The organism is Zoogloea sp. (assembly GCF_030157465.1).
GTDB lineage: Bacteria > Pseudomonadota > Gammaproteobacteria > Burkholderiales > Rhodocyclaceae > Zoogloea.
The window spans coordinates 85,241-103,556 of record NZ_JAOAUU010000135.1; the positions used below are offsets into that span (position 1 = coordinate 85,241).

Here is an 18,316-nt window from a genome sequence, read left to right on the forward strand (position 1 = left end):
GCCTTCATTCGTTTACCGCTGCGGCTTTGCACGCCGGGCGGGATAATCAGGAATCGATGAATCCGCGCGGTTGAACCTCTACCCGCCGCAGCACTCCACAACTCCATGCTCAACAGAACCGCAATCGAATCTTCTTCCACGCTGGCACCGGTTGTCGAGGTGAGCCAGCTGAGCCGCACGGTGGCTGCCGATGGCGGCGCGGCGCTGCATATCCTCGAGGACGTGTCCTTCTCGATCCGGGCTGGCGAGGCGGTGGCCATCGTCGGGGCTTCCGGCTCGGGCAAGTCCACGCTGCTGGGCCTGCTTGCCGGGCTGGATACGCCGAGCAGCGGCACGGTGCGTATTCGCGGGCAGGATCTTTTTGCCCTGGACGAAGACGGTCGCGCGGCGCTGCGCGGGGCCAGCGTGGGCTTCGTGTTCCAGTCCTTCCAGCTGTTGCCGGCCCTCACCGCGCTTGAGAACGTGATGTTGCCGCTGGAGCTTGCCGGCCGTCACGATGCGCGTCAGGAGGCCGAGGCCTGGCTTGGCCGGGTCGGGCTGTCTGCGCGGCTCGGGCATTACCCGCGCCAGCTCTCGGGCGGCGAGCAGCAGCGCGTGGCCGTGGCCCGTGCCTTTGCGCCGCGTCCGGCGCTGGTGCTGGCCGACGAGCCGACGGGCAATCTGGACGTGGCTACCGGCGAGGCCGTGATCGAGCTGATGTTCTCCCTCAACGCCGAATCCGGCACAACCCTCATGCTGGTCACTCACGACACCGCGCTGGCGGCCCGCTGCGGGCGCAGCCTGCGGCTGTCTGCCGGGCGTCTGGTGACGGGCTGAGCACGCGCAGAGGCCGGACTGGAATCCGGCCTACTGGAAAAACTGCTCCTTCAGGCCGCAGCGTTTGAGAATGCTGCGGCCGGCAATCACGCCGCTTTGCACTGCGGATTCGATCGTGGCCGGATAGTCCGAGGCGACGTAATCGCCGGCCAGCCACAGGCCGGCTTCCGGCGTGAGCGTGCCGGGCCGGCGGAGGCCGGGCGTGCAGGCGAAGGTGGCACGTTTTTCGGTGATGATCTGTGCCCAGTTGAGCGCCGGCAAGGGGCCGAGCACGGCCTGCAATTCTTCCAGCAGCGCGATTTCCAGCGCGTCCTTCGAAATGTCCTGGTGCGCGCCGCTGGCGCTGATGACGACGCCGACCAGGCCTTCCGGTCCGCCGAGGACGCTGCGGTCGAACGCCCATTGTCCGTAGCCGCCATTCAGGCCGATCATCGGCTCGGGGAAGTTCAGCGGCCCGTCGAATGCCAGCCAGGCGGTGACGATGGGTTCGTGCTTGAGTTGCCCGATCTGCTCGACGAGGCCCGCCATGGCCGGAAAGGATTCGACCAGCGCCGCCACGTGGTAGGGCGCCGTGGCGATCACGACGTGATCAAAGCAGGTGTTCCACGGATCGCCGTCGAGGCGGTAGCCGCCTTCCATCCGTTCGATGGACTTGATGGGCTCGGCGGTGCGCACGGTGTGGCCGCGCATGGCGAGCCAGCGGGATGCGGGCACCGGGAAGAGTTCCGAGAGGTCGACCTTCGGCAGCAGCAGGTCGGATGCCGAGGCGCCGGCGGCGAGGCTGTCGCGCAGCACGTTGGCAAAAACCTGGGCCGACGCGGTGGCGATGGGCGTGTTGAGGGCCGCGACGCACAGCGGCTCCCAGATCAGGCGGGAGAGTTTTTCGGTTTGTGCGGTTTCCTTGAGCAGGACGGCCACGGGCCGGTCGGGCTCGACGCGAAAACGGTCGCGCTTGAGCCGGCGCATCAGGCGCGCCATGGCCAGTTTGTCACCCCAGCCGAGGCCTTTGGCGCGTAGCAGGCCGATGGCCAGGTGCAGCGGGGCGGGCAGCGGTGCGGCGCGCAGTTCGCACGGGGGCGCGAGGCCGGGATAGACCAGCGCCAGCCGGCGGGTTTCGAGCACGCCAGGCTTGACGCCGACCAGGCGCAGCATGCGCAGGGTTTCGGCGTAGGCGCCAAGCAGGATGTGCTGGCCGTTATCGATGGCGTAGTCGTTCTTGTCGACCACGCGGGCGCGTCCGCCGAGGGTGCGCGAGCTTTCGAAGAGGGTGACGCGGGCGCCGCCCCGGGCCAGCGTGACGGCGGCGGAAAAACCGGCGTAGCCGCCGCCGATGATGGCAACCTGGGGCTGAAGGCTCATCCGAGGAACCAGGTCTTGCCGGCGATCCAGATCTTGCGCACAGGGGTGAGCGAGGTGCGGCGGTCGAGCACCTGGAAGCCGTCCGCTTCGATCTCGTCGAGCAGGGTGCGGTAGATGGCCGCCATGATCAGGCCGGGGCGCTGGGTCTTCTTGTCTTCCGGCGGCAGCTGGGCGAAGGCCTGGTCGTAGAGCTGGCGGGCGCGCTGGGTCTGGAAGGCCATCAGTTCGCGGAAGTTGTCGGAATACTCGCCTTCGAGGATCTGCTTGGCTGGCACCTTGAAGCGCTGCAGCTCGTCGACGGGCAGGTAGATGCGGCCCCGGCGGGCGTCTTCGCCCACGTCGCGGATGATGTTGGTGAGCTGGAAGGCGAGGCCAAGGTCGTGGGCGTACTTGAGCGTCTGGCGGTTGGTGTAGCCGAAGATTTCGGCCGACAGCAGGCCGACCACGCTGGCCACGCGGTAGCAGTAGAGGTTTAGGGCCTTCCAGTCGAGGTAGCGGGTTTGCTGGAGGTCCATCTGCATGCCGTCGATGATTTCCAGCAACTGCTCGCGGGGCAGGCTGAAGCGCGTCGAGATGTCCTTCAGGGCCAGGGCGACCGGGTGCTGGGGCGTGCCGGTGAACACCTGGTTGATCTGGTTGCGCCACCAGTCGAGTTTTGTGTGGGCGATCTGCATGTCCTGGCATTCGTCCACGACGTCATCCACCTCGCGGCAGAAGGCGTAGAGGGCGGTGATCGCCTGGCGCCGCTCGGGGGGCAGGAACATGAAGCTGTAGTAGAAGCTGGAGCCGCTGGTGGCGGCTTTTTCCTGGCAGTAGGCGTGGGGATCGGTCATGGCTACCAAAGATGCGGGGCTAGGATGGGGTGCTGCTGATTTCAGTGGCACCTAGCGGACGAGGGCGCGCCAGGCGAGGCGCAGCATGTCGCCTTTGCCCAGAACGGGGCGGTGGTTGAAGACGTCGTAGGCCTCGGCTTCGATCTTGTCGAGCACGGCGAGGCCGCCCTGGACGACAAGCCGCAGCTCCCAGCCGATGCGGCCGGGCAGGCGGCGGGCGAGGGGCGCGCCGTGAAGCATCATCGTGCGGGCGCGCTGGATCTCGAAATCCATCAGTGCAGAAAACGGGCGCGTCACCTGGCCGCCGGCAATGCAGGCCTCGTCGACGCCAAAGCGTTCCATGTCGGCCAGCGGCAGGTAGATGCGCTGCTTTTGCCAGTCGACGGCCACGTCCTGCCAGAAGTTGATGAGCTGCAGACTGGTGCAGATCCGGTCGGACATGGCCAGGTTTTCGGGCGTGTTCGCGTTGTACAGGTGCAGCATCAGCCGCCCTACCGGGTTGGCCGAGCGGCGGCAGTAGTCCGAAAGCTCGGCAAAATCTGCGTAGCGGGTCTTGCCCACATCCTGGCTGAAGGCGTCGAGCAGGTCGCGAAAGAGCCCGACCGGCAACTTGAACTGGCGGATGGCGTGCCCGAGGCGATCGAAGACCGGTGCCAGCGTGGGGTCATCGAAAGGCTTGTTCTGCTCGATGGCGTGGAGCGCCCGGCGGTAGTCGTTGAGCCGCGCCAGGCGGACGATCGGCTGCGCGTCGCCTTCGTCGGCGATGTCGTCGGCGGAGCGGGCAAAGGCGTAGATGGCCTCGACCGGCTCGCGCAGGCGCGCGGGCAGAAGGAAGGACGCGACGGGGAAGTTTTCGTAGTGGTCGACGGGCATGGGCGGGCGGAGTATACCCGCGGATGGCGAGGGGTGAGGGGGTAGGGTGGATGGTCTGAAACTTCGCGCCCGGGCGCAGCCGTCTTTTCACTCGCAACCGGAACCAATCCCGGGTGCCGGGCACCAATCCGCCAGACAAGGCTTCCTCTCTTTTCATCCTTTTTTCTGTTCATCACGCTTCCATGCTCGAAATCGACAATCTCTCGCGCCGCTTCAATGGCCGCAGCGTGCTGCAGGACGTGTGCCTGCGTCTTGAGCCGGGCGAATACGTGGCGATTGTCGGGGAATCCGGCGTGGGCAAATCGACGCTGCTGAACCTGATCGCCGGGCTGGACAGGCCGGACGGTGGGCGGCTGGTGCTCGACGGTTGTGACTACGCCCGGCTCGACGAGGATGCGCTGACGCATTTGCGCCGCGACAAGCTGGGTTTCGTGTTCCAGGCTTTTCACGTGCTGCCCCATCTCACCGTGCGCCAGAATGTGGCGCTGCCGCTGTGGCTGCAGGGGGTGGACGGCGCCGCGGCGGATGCGCCGGCGCTGCAACTTCTCGAAGCCGTGGGCCTGCTGGATCGGGCCGACAGCTGGCCGCGGGAGCTTTCGGGGGGCGAGATGCAGCGGGTGGCGATTGCCCGCGCCTTGGTGCATCGCCCGCGGGTGGTGCTGGCCGACGAACCCACCGGCAACCTGGACCCGGCCAATGGCACGCGGGTGCTTGAACTGCTGGCAGGGCGCATCCGCCGCGTCGGGGCCGTAGGCATCCTGGTCACCCATTCGCTGGAGGCGGCGGCCACCGCCGACCGGGTGCTGCGCCTCGACGCAACGGGGCTGCACGGGTGAAGGCGCTCACGCTGGCGCCAGTTTTTCTCGGCTCACTGGCCCGGCGACGCATGGCGACGCTGTTCTCGCTCGTGGCGATTGTGCTGGGCGTGGCGCTCGGTATGGCGGTGCAGGCGGTGCACGAGGCGGCGCTGTCCGAGTTCGGCCGCGGCCTGCGCACGCTGGTGGGCGAGGCGGATCTGCAGGTGATCGGGGCGCGGGGCGGTTTTGACGAACAGCTTTACGCCGTGCTGGCGGCGCGTCCCGAAGTGGCCGAAGCGAGTCCGCTTATTGAAGTGGAGGCCAAGCTAGCCGGCCGGGACGAAACACTCAAGCTGCTGGGCGTGGATGTGTTTGCGCTGGCCCGGGTAAGCCCGCTGCTGCTGCCGCGGGCTGCAGAGGGCGCCGACCGTTTTGCGACGCTTTCCGACGACGGGATTTTTGTCAGCGCGGCGGCGCAGGCCGCGCTCGGCATCCGCCCCGGCGAGCGGCTGCGGGTGCAGGCCGGCGCGGCGGAAGTCGAACTGCGCGTGGTGGGCGATGTGCCGGCTGCGGGCGAGGGGCGGCGGCTGGCGGTGATGGACATTGCCGCGGTACAGGCCCGTTTCGGCACGCCGGGGCGTATTTCGCGCATCGATTTGCGCCTTGCCGCCGGCCTTGCCCCGCAGGCCGCGCGGGATGCCCTGCAGGCGCTGCTGCCGGCCGGGGTGATGCTCGCCGTGCCGGAAGCGGCCGAGGACGAGGCGGCGAATCTCTCCCGCGCCTACCGGGTCAACCTGACCATGCTGGCGGCGATTGCGCTCCTGACGGGCGGTTTTCTGGTGTTTTCGGCGCAGGCCCTGTCGGTGGTGCGGCGGCGCACCGAGTTTGCGTTTTTGCGTGCCATCGGGCTGGCCCGCATGAGCCTGTTCGGCTGGCTGCTGGCAGAGGGCGCGGTAGTCGGGCTGGCGGGTGGAATCCTGGGTACGGCGCTGGGCTACGGCCTGGCCTGGGGCGCGCTGGCGCTGCTTGGCGGCGATCTGGGCGCCGGCTATTTTTCGGGGCTCAAGCCGCAGCTGCAGTTTCAACCCGGCATGACGGCCATCTACGTGGGCCTTGGCGTGCTGGCCGGCGTGGCCGGGGCGTGGTTGCCGGCGCGGGAGGCGGCCACGGTGTCGCCGGCGCGGGCGCTCAAGGCCGGCGACGAGGCGGCGTTGATCGGCGGGCACGGGCGCCCTGCGCTGGGTGCCTTGCTGCTGCTGGCAAGCCTGGGCGCTGCGCGGATTGCGCCGCTGGAAGGCTTGCCGATTGGCGGCTACGTTGCCGTCGCCTGCCTGCTGGCGGGCAGCGTGATGCTGCTGCCGCTGCTGGCTGCCGGTCTTGCGCGGCTGTTGCCGGCGGGTGGCCCGGTGCCGGCACGGCTGGCGGCGGCGCGCCTCGGCGCCGCGCCGGGGCATGCGGTGGTGGCCGCGGCCGGGGTGCTGGCCAGCGTGGCGCTGGCGGCGGCCATGGCCATCATGGTGGCGTCGTTCCGGGATTCGGTGGATGAATGGCTGGGGCAGGTTCTGCCCGCCGACCTGTATTTGCGCGCCGGTAAAAGCGCCTCCAGCGGCTTTCTGGATGAAAACCTGCAGGCGCGCATTGCCGCGACACCGGGCGTGGGCGAGGTGAGTTTCACCCGCTACGACAGCCTGCGCCTCAAGGCCGGGCAGGCGCCGGTGGCCTTGCTGGCCCGGCCGGTGGCGGCGGATGGCAGCGGGCTGCCGCTGGTCGGTCGTGCCCGCCCCGCCGGCAGCGAGCCGGCGATCTGGATTTCCGAGGCGATGCAGGATCTGCACGGCTGGCAGCCCGGCGAGCGCGTGGTGCTGCCGCTGGCCGGGCAGGCCCTGAGCGTGCGGGTGGCCGGTGTGTGGCGGGATTACGCGCGTCAGACCGGCGCGGTGATGATCGATCTGGCCGACTACCGCCGCCTTACCGGCGACCGGACGGCCAACGATGCGGCGATCTTTCTGGCGCCCGGCGCGGTGCCTGGGCAGGTGGCCGAGGCGCTGATCGCGACGGCCGGCCCCGGGGTGCTGGAAGTGTCTTATCCCGGCGAGATCCGTGCGCTCAGCCTGCGTATTTTTGATCGCACCTTTGCCGTCACCTACCTGCTCGAGGCGGTGGCGGTGGCCATTGGCCTGGCTGGCGTGGCGGCCAGTTTTGCGGCGCTGGCGGCGGCCCGGCGGCGGGAGTTTGGCATGCTGCGCCACCTGGGCCTGACGCGCCGCCAGATCGGCTGGATGCTGGCGCAGGAGGGGGCGCTGGCGGCCGGCGTCGGCGTGGTGGCCGGTTTGCTGGCGGGCGGGGCGATCGGGCTGGTGCTGATCGAGGTGGTCAATCGGCAGAGCTTTCACTGGAGCATGGACCTGCACGTGCCGTGGGGCTCGCTGGCGCTGTTTGGCGTCGGGCTTGTGGCGCTTGGGGCGCTGGCCGCGGTGCTCGCCGGGCGTCAGGCCATGCGCCAGGACGCGGTGCTGGCCGTGCGGGAGGACTGGTGATGCAAAGACGCCGATTGATTCTGGGTTTGCTGGCCTTGCCGGCGTGGCGGGCGGTGGCGGCGCCGGTTAGCTTTGCGCCGGTGTTGCCCGGACGTAGATTGTCTTTTCCGCTGGATCACGGCGCCCACCCGGATTTTCGTACCGAGTGGTGGTACGTCACCGGCTGGCTCAGCCTGCCGGACGGCGCTCCGCTGGGTTTTCAGACGACGTTCTTTCGGGTGCGCACCGGCGTGGGCGAAGACAGCCCGAGCGCCTTCGCGCCGCGCCAGTTGATTCTCGCCCATGCGGCGATTGCCGATCCGCGCCTCAAGCGGCTGCGCCACGACGAGCGTTCGGCGCGGGCGGGCTTTGGTCGCGCAGGTTTTGAGACGGGGCGCAGCGGCGTGTGGGTGGGCGACTGGCGTTTCGCGCAGGTGGGCGACGCCTACCGTGCCGAGGTGAACGCCGCCGATTTTGCCTACGCACTGGATTGCGCGCCAGACGGCCCGCCGCTGCTCAACGGCGTTGCGGGTTTCAGCGCCAAGGCGGCGGATCCGCGTCACGCCAGCCATTACTACAGTCGGCCCCAGCTGCGGGTGAGCGGCACGGTGACACTGGACGGGCGCCAGGAAGCCGTTACCGGCCGCGCCTGGCTGGATCACGAATGGTCCAGCGAAGTGATGCCGGAAGGGGCCCAGGGCTGGGACTGGATTGGCGTCAATCTGGACGACGGCAGTGCGCTGATGGCTTTCCGGATGCGCGGCGGCGATGGACGGAGTGTGTGGTCGGCGGCGACGGTGCGCTCGGCCGGTGGTGCCGCGCAGGTTTTGCCGCCGGAGGCCGTGGCCTTTGTGCCGCTGCGGGAATGGCGCTCGCCGCGCACCGGCATCCGCTATCCGGTGGAATGGCGGGTGCAGGTTGGGGCGCGGGTTTTTGTGCTGCAGCCGCTCTTTGACGACCAGGAACTGGACAGCCGGCGCTCGACCGGCGCGGTGTACTGGGAGGGCGCGGTGCGGGTGCAGGAAGCCGGCCGTGAGGCGGGGCGCGGCTACCTTGAGATGACCGGCTACGGGGAGCGGATCCGGGTGGGCTGAGGTTGGGCGCCGATGGGGTTTGCGTCAGAACACCAGCCGGCAGTCGCGTCCGATGATGCTGATGTCGACGAAATCCGAACCGGTGTGCCGGGTGGGGGAGAAGTCGACGGTGAAGCCGCCGGTGTTGAACTGCTTGAGTGAATCGAGCGCCACGGTGAGTTTGGCGCGGTTGAGGCCGGGGCCGGCGCGGCGCATGGCTTCGAGCAGCACCTGGGTGGTGACGTAGGCTTCGAGCTGGAAGATGCTCGGGCGCATGTCCTTTTCGCCGTATTTTTTCAGGTCGTCCTGGAAGCGGCGCACCACCGGGATGCTGCTGTTGGTGACGTTGGGCATCACCTGCGCCATGATCGTGCCGCGGGCGACGTCGTTGCCGGCAAGCTGGCACAGGGTTTCGGCGTTGCCATACGAGGGCATGCCGAGCTGGGCGCTCATGCCTTTTGCCTTGAAGCTTTTGACGAACTCGCCGGCCAGCTGGGACGGGCTGACCAGCAGCACGATGTCCGGCGTGGCCCGCGCCAGGGCATCCATGATTTCCGGAAGTTTGGCCTTGCCGCCCATCGGTATGGCCACCCGGGCGACGGTTTCTTTTGAATGTTTTTTCAGCATGCCCTCGATGGCCGCGAGGCCGGCGGTGCCGAAGGGCAGATCGGCATAGGCCACGGCGATGCGGGTGAGGCCGGTGGTCACCGCGTGGTCGACCAGCTTTCGGTACTGTTCGAGATCGCCTGCCCGAACGTGATAAACGTAGGGGTTGAGCGGCGTGCGTAGCGGTTCGGCGCCGGGAATCACGCCGACGATCGGGAATTTCTGCGTCTCGGGAAGCTGTGCCTTCAGCACCGTGGCCATGCCTGCCGAGCCGACGGGGATCAGCGCGGCGAGCGCCTCGGTTGCGGCCACCTGGTTGAACAGGGCGACGGTTTTTTCGGGCTTGTATTCGTCGTCGAGGCTGCGCAGCACGACCTGCCGACCGTGGATGCCGCCGGCAGCGTTGGCCGCCTTGAGGGCCAGGCGGATGCCGGCGTTGAATTCGGTGGCTTCGCCCGACACCGGCCCGGTAAAGGGCGCCACCTGGGCAATGACGAACTCGCCGGCGGAATGGGCAAGCATCGAAGCCGTCAGGCCCAGCCCGAGCAGGCCGTGGCGCAAGGCGCGGTGGCAGATTTTGCTGAATCCAGTCGCCATCCGGGGTCTCCAGTAAAAAGCGGTGTTGAAAGCGATCTTGTGCAGGCCGTAGCTGGCTTGCCAGCGGCATATGGCCGCGGGGCGGAAACTACCACAGAACTGTGGGCAGGGTGTTTGGGTTGAAGGGCGGGCGCGCGCTTTGAAAAGCGCCGCCCGGATATCGACGCAGCCTTTTGGCCGGGGCGCTTGAACTCTGGTTTTTACCCCCCATTTAGTTCTCAGACAAGAATCCGGAGGCCCCATGCGCTACGACAAGTTCACCACCAAGTTTCAGCAAGCCCTATCCGACGCCCAAAGCCTCGCGGTGGGCAACGATCAGCAGTTCATCGAGCCCCAGCACCTGCTGCTGGCGCTCCTCAACCAGGACGACGGCAGCACCGCTTCGCTGTTGCAGCGTGCCGGCGTGAATGGCGCCGGGCTCAAGGCAGCCCTCGTCAAGGCGCTGGATCGCCTGCCCAAGGTGCAGGGGCATGGCGGCGACGTGTCGGTTGGCCGCGATCTGGGCAACCTGCTCAACCTGGCCGACAAGGCCGCCCAGCAGCGCGGCGACGAGTTCATCGCCAGCGAGATGTTCCTGCTGGCGCTGGCCGACGACAAGGGCGAAACCGGCCGCTTGCTGAAAGAGGGCGGCCTGACGAAGAAGGCCCTGGAGCAGGCGATCGACGCCGTGCGCGGCGGTCAGACCGTGGGCAGCGCCGAAGCCGAAGGCCAGCGCGAAGCCCTCAAGAAGTTTTGTGTGGATCTCACCGAGCGGGCCCGTCAGGGCAAGCTCGACCCGGTGATCGGCCGCGACGACGAGATCCGCCGCGCCATCCAGGTGCTGCAGCGCCGCACCAAGAACAACCCGGTGCTGATCGGCGAGCCGGGCGTGGGCAAGACGGCCATCGTCGAAGGCCTGGCGCAGCGCATCGTCGCCGGCGAGGTGCCCGATTCGCTGAAGGGCAAGCGGGTGCTGTCGCTGGACATGGCGCTGCTGCTGGCCGGCGCGAAGTACCGCGGCGAGTTCGAGGAGCGGCTGAAGAACGTGCTCAAGGAGCTGGCCCAGGACGAAGGCCAGACCATCGTCTTCATCGACGAACTGCACACCATGGTCGGCGCCGGCAAGGCCGAGGGCGCGATCGACGCCGGCAACATGCTCAAGCCCGCGCTGGCGCGCGGCGAGCTGCACTGCATCGGCGCCACCACGCTCAACGAATACAGAAAGTATGTCGAAAAGGACGCGGCCTTCGAGCGCCGCTTCCAGAAGGTGCTGGTCGATGAGCCCAGCGTCGAGGCCACCATCGCCATTTTGCGTGGCCTGCAGGAGAAGTACGAGGTGCACCACGGCGTGGAGATCACCGACCCGGCCATCGTGGCCGCGGCCGAGCTGAGCCACCGCTACATCACCGACCGCTTCCTGCCCGACAAGGCCATCGACCTGATCGACGAGGCCGCGGCGCGCATCAAGATGGAAATCGACTCCAAGCCGGAGGTGATGGACAAGCTCGAGCGCCGCCGCATCCAGCTGGAGATCGAACAGCTGGCGGTGCAGAAGGAAAAGGACGAAGCCTCCCTCAAGCGCCTGGCGCTGATCGAGGAGGAGATCGTCCGCATCAAGAAGGAATACTCCGACCTCGAGGAAATCTGGAAGGCCGAAAAATCCGCGGTGCAGGGCTCGGCCCACATCAAGGAGGAAATCGACCGCATCAAGGCCGACATCACCCGGCTGCAGCGCGAAGGCAAGCTCGAAAAGGTGGCCGAGCTGCAATACGGCCAGCTGCCCCAGCTCGAGGCCCAGCTTAAAAAGGCCGAAGCCACCGGCGAGGCCAAGCCCGCCAACAAGCTCTTGCGCACCGAAGTGGGTGCCGAGGAAATCGCCGAAGTGGTGAGCCGCGCCACCGGCATTCCGGTCAGTAAGATGATGCAGGGCGAGCGCGAAAAGCTGCTCCGGATGGAAGACAAGCTGCACCAGCGCGTGGTGGGCCAGGACGAGGCCGTGCGCCTTGTCGCCGACGCCATCCGCCGCTCCCGTGCCGGCCTGTCGGACGAGAACCGGCCCTATGGCTCATTCCTGTTCCTGGGCCCCACGGGCGTGGGCAAGACCGAGCTGTGCAAGACCCTGGCCGAGTTCCTGTTCGACAGTGAGGAACACCTGATCCGCATCGACATGAGCGAGTTCATGGAGAAGCACTCGGTGGCCCGCCTGATCGGCGCGCCGCCGGGCTACGTGGGCTACGAAGAGGGGGGCTACCTGACCGAGCTGGTGCGTCGCAAGCCGTATTCGGTGATCCTCTTCGATGAAGTCGAAAAGGCCCACCCGGACGTCTTCAACGTGCTGCTGCAGGTGCTCGACGACGGTCGCATGACCGACGGCCAGGGCCGCACGGTGGACTTCAAGAACACCGTGATCGTGATGACCAGCAACCTCGGCAGCCAGATGATCCAGCAGATGTCGGGCGACGATTACCAGGTGATCAAGCTGGCGGTGATGGCGGAAGTCAAAAGCTACTTCAGGCCGGAGTTCATCAACCGGATCGACGAAGTGGTGGTCTTTCATGCGCTGGACGAGAAGAACATCGCCTCCATCGCGAAGATTCAGCTCGCCTACCTGGAAAAGCGTCTGGCCAAGCTCGACATGCACCTCGACGCCAGCGACGACGCCCTTGCCGAGCTTGCGAAGGCCGGTTTCGACCCGGTGTTCGGCGCCCGGCCGCTCAAGCGGGCGATCCAGGAGTACATCGAAAACCCGCTCGCCAGGCGCATCCTCGAAGGCCAGTTCGCCGCCAAGGATACGATCCGGGTGGGCGTGGAGCATGGCCGGATCGTGTTCGCGAAGGGCTGAGCCAGCCCGGAAGCCTGCAAGATCGCAATGCTGTTCTGGGCGGGTTGAAAGACCCGCCCAGGCTTTTTACAGCCGGCCGGCGTGGCCGCGTATCAATGATGTTTTAATGGCGGCCCGGATATTTGCATGGAATTTGACCCGTGGCGGCCAGAACTGTAGTGAAGACACTGTCGGTGTGGATCGTCGCGACTGCGGCGCTCGTCGCCTCATCGATTTCGTCAGCCGCCGGCCAGCCCGAAAACGGCTCGCCGGTGGTCTCCTTCAACGAATACCGGGCTGGCCAGCCCCGTTTTACGCTACCTTTTTATCTGTTCAACGGCCATATCCTGATCGATGGGGCCGTGAACGGCAGGGTGGGGAAGTTCATGTTCGATACGGGAACCGAGTTCCCGTTTTTTCTGAACAACCACTTCCTGTCCCTTGCCAGGGATCAGCTGGTGTTTCAGGGGCACGCCGGGTCGGGTCAGGAAATGCTGATCTACAGGCAAAACGCCCCCGTTGCCAGCATCGAGATCGCCGGCCAGATCCGCTTTGAAAACACGCCCGCCCTGCTGCATGCCGACTGGAGCTTCCTGGAGCAGGCCTACACCCCGCATTTTCTCGGCTCCATCGGCCACGGTTTCAATCGAAATTATCTGTTTGTGATCGACTACGAGGCGCAGACGATCACCTTTCACGCCCTCGACCAGGACGAAGGCGTTCTCGCCAGCGTGATCGATCCGGCCCGGGTGGTCACCGCGTTCGCCTTCACCCCCGTTGGCGTGGACGGGAAAATGCCCGAGGTCGAATTGCAGATCGGCGATGAAACCATCACCGCCTTTTTTGACACCGGCAGCCACGGCACCCTGGAATTGACGGAGCCCATGAAAAAGGTGCTCGACGAGCGGGGCTACCTGAAGCTTGCGGCGAGCGAGCACACCTACGGCACCTATGAACCCCATACGCGGGGCACCCTGAAAGGGCTGCGCCACGGCGCTCAAGCCCTGCACGATGCCCGCAACCTCGATTTCAAAACCGGATCAAAAAACCGCCTGGGGCTGGGCTACCATTTTCTGAAAAACTACATCAGCGTCTGGGATTACAGCCGCCGGACGCTGACGCTGCTGAGGCCCTGAGACCGCCAGGCCCGGGGACATTGCGCCGCCCGGACAAGCTATTTAACTTTTTGGCCCTCCAAGGAACGAAGGCTGCGCGGATAAGCCGTTATACTTCCGCGGTTAAATTTTTCTTATGACTTGCGAAAGGAAAGCACTACATGGAACAAGACGACGACAACCAAAACCTCGTACTGGGCATCCTCTTTGGTGTCATCGCGCTGGTGATCGGCCTGGTGATCGGCCTTACCGTCTACGTGACCGGCCAGAACGCCGCTGCCAAGCCGGCCGCCGTGGCTGCGGTCGAGGCACCGGAAATTGCCGAAGTGGGCGAGCCGCTGGTCAAGCTGTACTTTGAGTCCGGCAAGGCCGAGCTGCCGGCCAACGGCGCCGAAGAAGTGGCCAAGGTTGTAGCCAAGCTGGCTGAAGACGGCACCAAGATCGTGCTGATTTCGGGCTACCACGACGAAACCGGCGGTGCCGCCGTCAACGCCGAAGTGGCCAAGGCCCGCGCCGGCGCGGTCAAGGATGCGCTGCTTGCTGCCGGCGTTCCGGCCGACAAGCTTGCCATGCGCAAGCCCGCCGTGACCCTGGGTGGTGGCGAAGCCGCCGAGGCGCGCCGCGTGGAAGTTCGCGTGCAGTAAGCTGCCGGGTACATGGCTGCATAAAAAGCCGGGTTCGCCCGGCTTTTTTTCGTCCACCGCGGGCAGGGCGCAGGCGCCGGGGCTCTCGCCATACCGGTCGCCAAACGGGTTCGTGGCGCTGCGAATGGCGGCCCGATTGTGAAATTTATCGCATCCGGCCAGGGGTGCAGCCTGTTTCGGCCCCCAAACGGCGAGTGCATCACGGCGGTGCACCATGGATGGCCGCATCATTCGGGCACTGACTCATTGCCGGATTTCCCGATGATCGCTTCCGCTCTTGCCCGTTCTGCCGCTGCCGCCTTGCTGGCCCTGTTCGCCGTGTGCGCGCAGGCCGGTGTCCAGGAGGACGCGCCGGAATGGAGCGACGAGCCGCCGGCCCTGGCCCGCCTGCTCGAGAGCGGATTCAAGGCCGAAGCAGGGCGCCAGCCCGGCATTGCCGCCGCCCACTACTGCGCCGCCGCACGCGACGGCAGTGTCGAGGGCCAGTACCGCCTCGGCCGCCTGTTCCTGATGGGGCAGGGGGTGGCGCGGGACAACCAGATTGCCACCACGCTGCTGTCCATCGCCGCCCAGCGTGGCCACGAGAAGGCCCGCAGCCTGGTGGGCGAGCTGCCTGCCGGCGAGCGCCTGCCGGATTGCCTCGTCAATGGCACGGCCCCCACGCTGATCGCTGCCGACAGCAACGAAGCCGTTCCCCATGAAGTCGTCGAGCGTTTTGTGAAGGCGCTGCCGGCCGACAAGCGCCGGAATGCCCAGCTGGTGCAAAAGCTGGCCCCGCGCTTCCAGATCGACCCGCGCCTGGCCCTTGCCATCGTGCGCACCGAATCCAATTTTGACGCCTCTGCCCGCTCGCCGAAAAACGCCCTCGGCCTGATGCAGCTGATCCCCGGCACCGCCGAACGCTTTGGCGTGCGTGACGCGCTGGACCCGGAGCAGAACATCCGCGGTGGCCTTGCCTACCTGCGCGTCCTGCTCGGCCAGTTCAAGGGCGACGTGGCGCTGGCCGCAGCCGCCTACAACGCCGGCGAAGGCAACGTGGCCCGCTACAAGGGCATTCCGCCCTTCGCCGAAACCCAGGAATACGTTCGCCGCGTCATGGCCTTCTACCGCGCGCCCCGCCACGCGGACGTGCTGAGGGGCTGATTTCTCCCTGATTTGCTCCGGGCGGGCCGCGGCCCGCACGGAGCCATCTTCCGTAGGGCGCATCATTTCCTGTAGCGTACCCCCCGACCGATAACAACGAAGGAGGGACGCCATGCACCAGCAACAGTTCTACATCAACGGCCAGTGGGTCGAGCCGGCGGGCCCGGCGCGGCGCGACGTGATCAATCCGGCCACCGAAGCCGCCGTGGGTGCAATTGCAATGGGCACCGCGGCCGACGTGGATCGCGCGGTGGCGGCGGCGCGGGCGGCGTTTCCGGCCTTCGCGGCCACCTCGCGTGAGGATCGCCTTGATCTCATGGCGCGCATTCTCGACGCCTACAAAAAGCGCTACGACGACATGGCCCGGGCGATCTGCACCGAAATGGGCGCGCCGCTCAAGGCCCTTGCCGGCAGCGGCCAATCGGGTTCGGGGCTGGCCCATTTCAAGGTTGCGGCGACCGCGCTCCGGGATTTCTCCTTCGAAAAAAGCCAGGGCAGCACCCGCATCCTGCGCGAGCCGATCGGCGTATGCGCCCTCATCACGCCCTGGAACTGGCCGGCCAACCAGATGGCCTGCAAGGTCGCCCCGGCGCTGGCAGCGGGCTGCACCATGGTGCTCAAGCCCAGCGAGCTGGCGCCGCTGTCGGCGCTCATCCTGGCCGAAATTCTCGATGACGCCGGGGTTCCGGCCGGGGTCTTCAACCTTGTGAATGGCGACGGGGAGGGCGTCGGCGCGCCGCTGGCGGCCCATCATGATGTGGATATGGTGTCCTTCACCGGCTCGACCCGCGCCGGCAAGCTGGTCATGAAAACCGCCGCCGACACGGTAAAAAAAGTGGCGCTGGAGCTGGGCGGCAAGTCCGCCAACATTCTTCTCGACGACGCGGATTTTCCCCGCATGGTGAAGCTCGGCGTGCTGACCCTGCTCACCAACAGCGGCCAGAACTGCAACGCCCCGTCACGCATGCTGGTGCCCGAAAACCGCCTCGACGAGGTGGAGGCCATTGCCGCGGCGGCACTGGCGAAGGTGGTCGTCGGCGATCCGCTGTCGGAGGCCACGACCATGGGCCCGCTGGCCAACGAAGCCCAGTTTCGCCGCGTGCAGCAGCTCATCGAACTGGGCGTCGCCGAAGGCGCGAAGCTGGTGGCGGGCGGCCCCGGCCGGCCCGATGGCATGGCGCAGGGGTTTTTCACCCGCCCGACGATCTTCAGCCGCGTGACCAACGCCATGACCATCGCCCGCGAGGAAATCTTCGGCCCGGTGCTGTCCATCCTGCCCTACCGGGATGAAGACGACGCGGTGCGCATCGCCAACGACACGCCCTATGGCCTGTCGGGCTATGTGGCGTCGGCCGACATCCCGCGCGCGCGGCGCGTGGCGCGGCGGCTGCGTACCGGCAACGTGCATCTCAACGGCGCCCCGGTGGACCTGAGCGCGCCCTTTGGCGGCTACAAGCAATCCGGCCTTGGCCGGGAGTGGGGCGCCTGGGGGCTCGAGGAGTTCCTCGAAACCAAGGCGATCATCGGCTACGGCGCGGACGACTGAGCGCGAGCCCTGCGGTGCGCACGGAGCGGGCGGTAAAATGCCCGCCCCTCCCATCAGAAAAATCAGATAAATCCCCATGATGATCACACCTGCTCCCACCCTCACCCTGGCCAACGGCGTGACCATGCCGCTGCTGGGCCTGGGCACCTGGCCCATGAACGATGCCGAAGCGGCCGTGGCGGTCGCGAAGGCTCTCGACATGGGCTACCGGCTCGTCGACACCGCCGAGAACTACGAGAACGAACGTGGCGTCGGCGAGGGCATCCGCAAGTCAGGCGTAAGCCGCGCGGACGTTTTCGTCACCACCAAGTTCAACCGCAAGTGGCACAGCGTCGACGGTGCCCGCGAGGCCTGCGAAGCGAGCCTGGCGCGGATGGGGCTGGATTACATCGACCTGCTGCTGGTGCACTGGCCCAACCCCGACCAGGACCGCTTCGTCGAGGCCTACCAGGGTTTGGTGCGCCTGCTCGACGCGGGCCTGGTGCGCGCCATCGGCACCTCCAATTTCAAGCCGGCCCACCTGCAGCGCCTGTTCGACCTGGGCCTGGTGCCCCACCTGAACCAGATCCAGCTCGACCCCTACCACCTGCGCAACGACCTGGTGGACATTCACCGCGCCAAAGGCATCGCCACCGGTGCCTGGCGGCCCCTGGGCTGCGGTAACGCGATGCTTGCAGACCCTTTGATCACCGCGGTGGCCGAGCGCCATGGCCGCACCACGGCGCAGGTGATCCTGCGCTGGCTCACGCAGCAGGGCTTCGTCGCCACGCCCAAGTCGGCAGACCCGCTGCGCCAGGCGCAAAACCTGGACATCTTCGGCTTCACCCTGTCGGCCGACGAAATGGCCGTGCTCGGCACCCTCGACCGGCCCGATCCGGGCATGCTGGACGCCGACGTTTTCGGGCACTGAGCGCCGGCATTCCGGCGCGGCTTTACCGGGCACCCTTCGCCCGGCGAAGCCGCGGCTTACGTTTCCTTGCCTTTTTGCAAAGGCGCCCGCCAGGCGCCGTGCCAGAATGGCCGGCGCTGCCAGCGGGCAGCTTCGGGGCGGGGAGCGAAGAATGGCGATGGTCGTGCTGGTGTGTCTGGCGCTGCTGGTAGTGACAACAGTGATTCACTATGAAGTGCTGCGCGGCCTCACGGTGTTGCTGCCGGGCCTGGGAATCAAGCCGCGGGCCAAGCTCATCGTCGTCATCATTGCCGCCTTCTTGGCCCACGCGCTCGAAATCGCGCTGTATGCGCTGGCGATCTGGGGCCTGGTGCGCTTTGGCGGCTTGGGCACGCTGGCCGATTCGAGCCGTTTCTCGCTCGATGTATCGCTCTATTTTTCGGCAGAAACCTACACCTCCCTGGGCTACGGCGACGTGGTGCCCGGCGGAGCGGTGCGCCTCCTGGCCGGCGTCGAGGCGCTCAACGGCCTGCTCCTGATCGGCTGGTCGGCGTCATACACCTACATCGCCATGGAACGTTTCTGGAGCGACGCGGCCGGCCGCGCCGCCTGACAAGGGAGGCCGGATGCGCATCCTGGTGGTGGAAGACGATGTGCTGCTGGCGGCCGGCCTGGTCGAGGGGCTGGAGCGGGAGGGTTTCCGGGTGGA

Annotated in this window: 15 protein-coding genes; 11 read left to right on the forward strand and 4 right to left on the reverse strand. The window is 67.0% G+C overall.

What is annotated here, in order from left to right; genetic code table 11:
* Positions 1-105: 105 nt before the first annotated feature.
* Positions 106-816 (forward strand): ABC transporter ATP-binding protein, encoded by a 711-nt coding sequence (locus tag Q1W26_RS16415; protein WP_300442426.1) that lies wholly within the window; start codon positions 106-108, stop codon positions 814-816.
* 30 nt (positions 817-846) lie between these two features.
* Here the strand turns inward: Q1W26_RS16415 and hpnE are convergent, their stop codons facing one another.
* The 3 genes from hpnE to hpnC are packed head-to-tail and all read right to left on the reverse strand — an operon-like array spanning position 847 to position 3,881.
* A complete protein-coding gene (gene hpnE, locus Q1W26_RS16420; protein ID WP_300442428.1) occupies positions 847-2,175 on the reverse strand; it encodes a hydroxysqualene dehydroxylase HpnE in 1,329 nt (442 codons plus the stop codon).
* Positions 2,172-3,008: a presqualene diphosphate synthase HpnD gene (gene hpnD / locus Q1W26_RS16425; protein WP_300442429.1), complete on the reverse strand. Its 837-nt coding sequence runs from the start codon at positions 3,006-3,008 to the stop codon at positions 2,172-2,174. The genes hpnE and hpnD overlap by 4 nt, the downstream gene beginning before the upstream one ends.
* A 51-nt stretch (positions 3,009-3,059) precedes the next feature.
* Positions 3,060-3,881 carry a squalene synthase HpnC gene (gene hpnC / locus Q1W26_RS16430; protein WP_300442431.1) on the reverse strand — a complete coding sequence of 274 codons (822 nt, stop codon included), beginning with the start codon at positions 3,879-3,881 and terminating at the stop codon, positions 3,060-3,062.
* Positions 3,882-4,063: 182 nt separating this feature from the next.
* On the opposite strand from hpnC, the gene Q1W26_RS16435 reads away from it, so the two are divergent.
* Genes Q1W26_RS16435 through Q1W26_RS16445 form a run of 3 tightly spaced genes read left to right on the forward strand, consistent with a single transcriptional unit; the run spans position 4,064 to position 8,288 of the window.
* Positions 4,064-4,717, forward strand: coding sequence for an ABC transporter ATP-binding protein (locus Q1W26_RS16435; protein WP_300442433.1), 654 nt, complete (start codon positions 4,064-4,066; stop codon positions 4,715-4,717).
* Positions 4,714-7,215, forward strand: coding sequence for an FtsX-like permease family protein (locus tag Q1W26_RS16440; RefSeq protein WP_366143689.1), 2,502 nt, complete (start codon positions 4,714-4,716; stop codon positions 7,213-7,215). Before Q1W26_RS16435 ends, Q1W26_RS16440 begins: the two co-directional genes overlap by 4 nt.
* Positions 7,215-8,288: a lipocalin-like domain-containing protein gene (locus Q1W26_RS16445; RefSeq protein ID WP_300442435.1), complete on the forward strand. Its 1,074-nt coding sequence runs from the start codon at positions 7,215-7,217 to the stop codon at positions 8,286-8,288. Before Q1W26_RS16440 ends, Q1W26_RS16445 begins: the two co-directional genes overlap by 1 nt.
* A gap of 24 nt (positions 8,289-8,312) precedes the next feature.
* Here Q1W26_RS16445 and Q1W26_RS16450 read toward each other — a convergent pair whose 3' ends face one another.
* Positions 8,313-9,470, reverse strand: coding sequence for an ABC transporter substrate-binding protein (locus tag Q1W26_RS16450; RefSeq protein WP_300442437.1), 1,158 nt, complete (start codon positions 9,468-9,470; stop codon positions 8,313-8,315).
* 241 nt (positions 9,471-9,711) lie between these two features.
* Here Q1W26_RS16450 and clpB point away from each other — a divergent pair, with 241 nt between their 5' ends.
* From clpB to Q1W26_RS16485, 7 genes are all read left to right on the forward strand, one after another.
* Entirely contained in the window at positions 9,712-12,291 is a 2,580-nt protein-coding gene (gene clpB / locus Q1W26_RS16455) for an ATP-dependent chaperone ClpB (protein ID WP_300442439.1), read from the forward strand.
* Between the two features lie 140 nt (positions 12,292-12,431).
* Complete coding sequence (locus Q1W26_RS16460) at positions 12,432-13,406, forward strand: hypothetical protein (protein WP_300442441.1); 975 nt, start codon at positions 12,432-12,434, stop codon at positions 13,404-13,406.
* Positions 13,407-13,546: 140 nt separating this feature from the next.
* A complete protein-coding gene (locus Q1W26_RS16465) occupies positions 13,547-14,029 on the forward strand; it encodes an OmpA family protein (RefSeq protein WP_300442443.1) in 483 nt (160 codons plus the stop codon).
* Between the two features lie 261 nt (positions 14,030-14,290).
* A complete protein-coding gene (locus Q1W26_RS16470) occupies positions 14,291-15,172 on the forward strand; it encodes a transglycosylase SLT domain-containing protein (protein ID WP_300442445.1) in 882 nt (293 codons plus the stop codon).
* Positions 15,173-15,284: 112 nt separating this feature from the next.
* Positions 15,285-16,718, forward strand: coding sequence for an aldehyde dehydrogenase family protein (locus Q1W26_RS16475; protein WP_300442447.1), 1,434 nt, complete (start codon positions 15,285-15,287; stop codon positions 16,716-16,718).
* Positions 16,719-16,794: 76 nt separating this feature from the next.
* The gene (locus tag Q1W26_RS16480) at positions 16,795-17,628 is read left to right on the forward strand and encodes an aldo/keto reductase (protein WP_300442449.1); all 834 of its coding nucleotides are present in this window, start codon (positions 16,795-16,797) and stop codon (positions 17,626-17,628) included.
* A gap of 151 nt (positions 17,629-17,779) precedes the next feature.
* Entirely contained in the window at positions 17,780-18,220 is a 441-nt protein-coding gene (locus tag Q1W26_RS16485) for a potassium channel family protein (RefSeq protein ID WP_300442450.1), read from the forward strand.
* The last annotated feature ends 96 nt before the right edge of the window (positions 18,221-18,316 follow it).

Coding starts and splice junctions, on each gene's coding strand:
- Q1W26_RS16415 (WP_300442426.1), top strand. CDS start 106: ATGCTCAACAGAACCGCAATCGAATCTTCTTCCACGCTGGCACCGGTT.
- hpnE (WP_300442428.1), bottom strand. CDS start 2,175: ATGAGCCTTCAGCCCCAGGTTGCCATCATCGGCGGCGGCTACGCCGGT.
- hpnD (WP_300442429.1), bottom strand. CDS start 3,008: ATGACCGATCCCCACGCCTACTGCCAGGAAAAAGCCGCCACCAGCGGC.
- hpnC (WP_300442431.1), bottom strand. CDS start 3,881: ATGCCCGTCGACCACTACGAAAACTTCCCCGTCGCGTCCTTCCTTCTG.
- Q1W26_RS16435 (WP_300442433.1), top strand. CDS start 4,064: ATGCTCGAAATCGACAATCTCTCGCGCCGCTTCAATGGCCGCAGCGTG.
- Q1W26_RS16445 (WP_300442435.1), top strand. CDS start 7,215: ATGCAAAGACGCCGATTGATTCTGGGTTTGCTGGCCTTGCCGGCGTGG.
- Q1W26_RS16450 (WP_300442437.1), bottom strand. CDS start 9,470: ATGGCGACTGGATTCAGCAAAATCTGCCACCGCGCCTTGCGCCACGGC.
- clpB (WP_300442439.1), top strand. CDS start 9,712: ATGCGCTACGACAAGTTCACCACCAAGTTTCAGCAAGCCCTATCCGAC.
- Q1W26_RS16465 (WP_300442443.1), top strand. CDS start 13,547: ATGGAACAAGACGACGACAACCAAAACCTCGTACTGGGCATCCTCTTT.
- Q1W26_RS16470 (WP_300442445.1), top strand. CDS start 14,291: ATGATCGCTTCCGCTCTTGCCCGTTCTGCCGCTGCCGCCTTGCTGGCC.
- Q1W26_RS16475 (WP_300442447.1), top strand. CDS start 15,285: ATGCACCAGCAACAGTTCTACATCAACGGCCAGTGGGTCGAGCCGGCG.
- Q1W26_RS16480 (WP_300442449.1), top strand. CDS start 16,795: ATGATGATCACACCTGCTCCCACCCTCACCCTGGCCAACGGCGTGACC.
- Q1W26_RS16485 (WP_300442450.1), top strand. CDS start 17,780: ATGGCGATGGTCGTGCTGGTGTGTCTGGCGCTGCTGGTAGTGACAACA.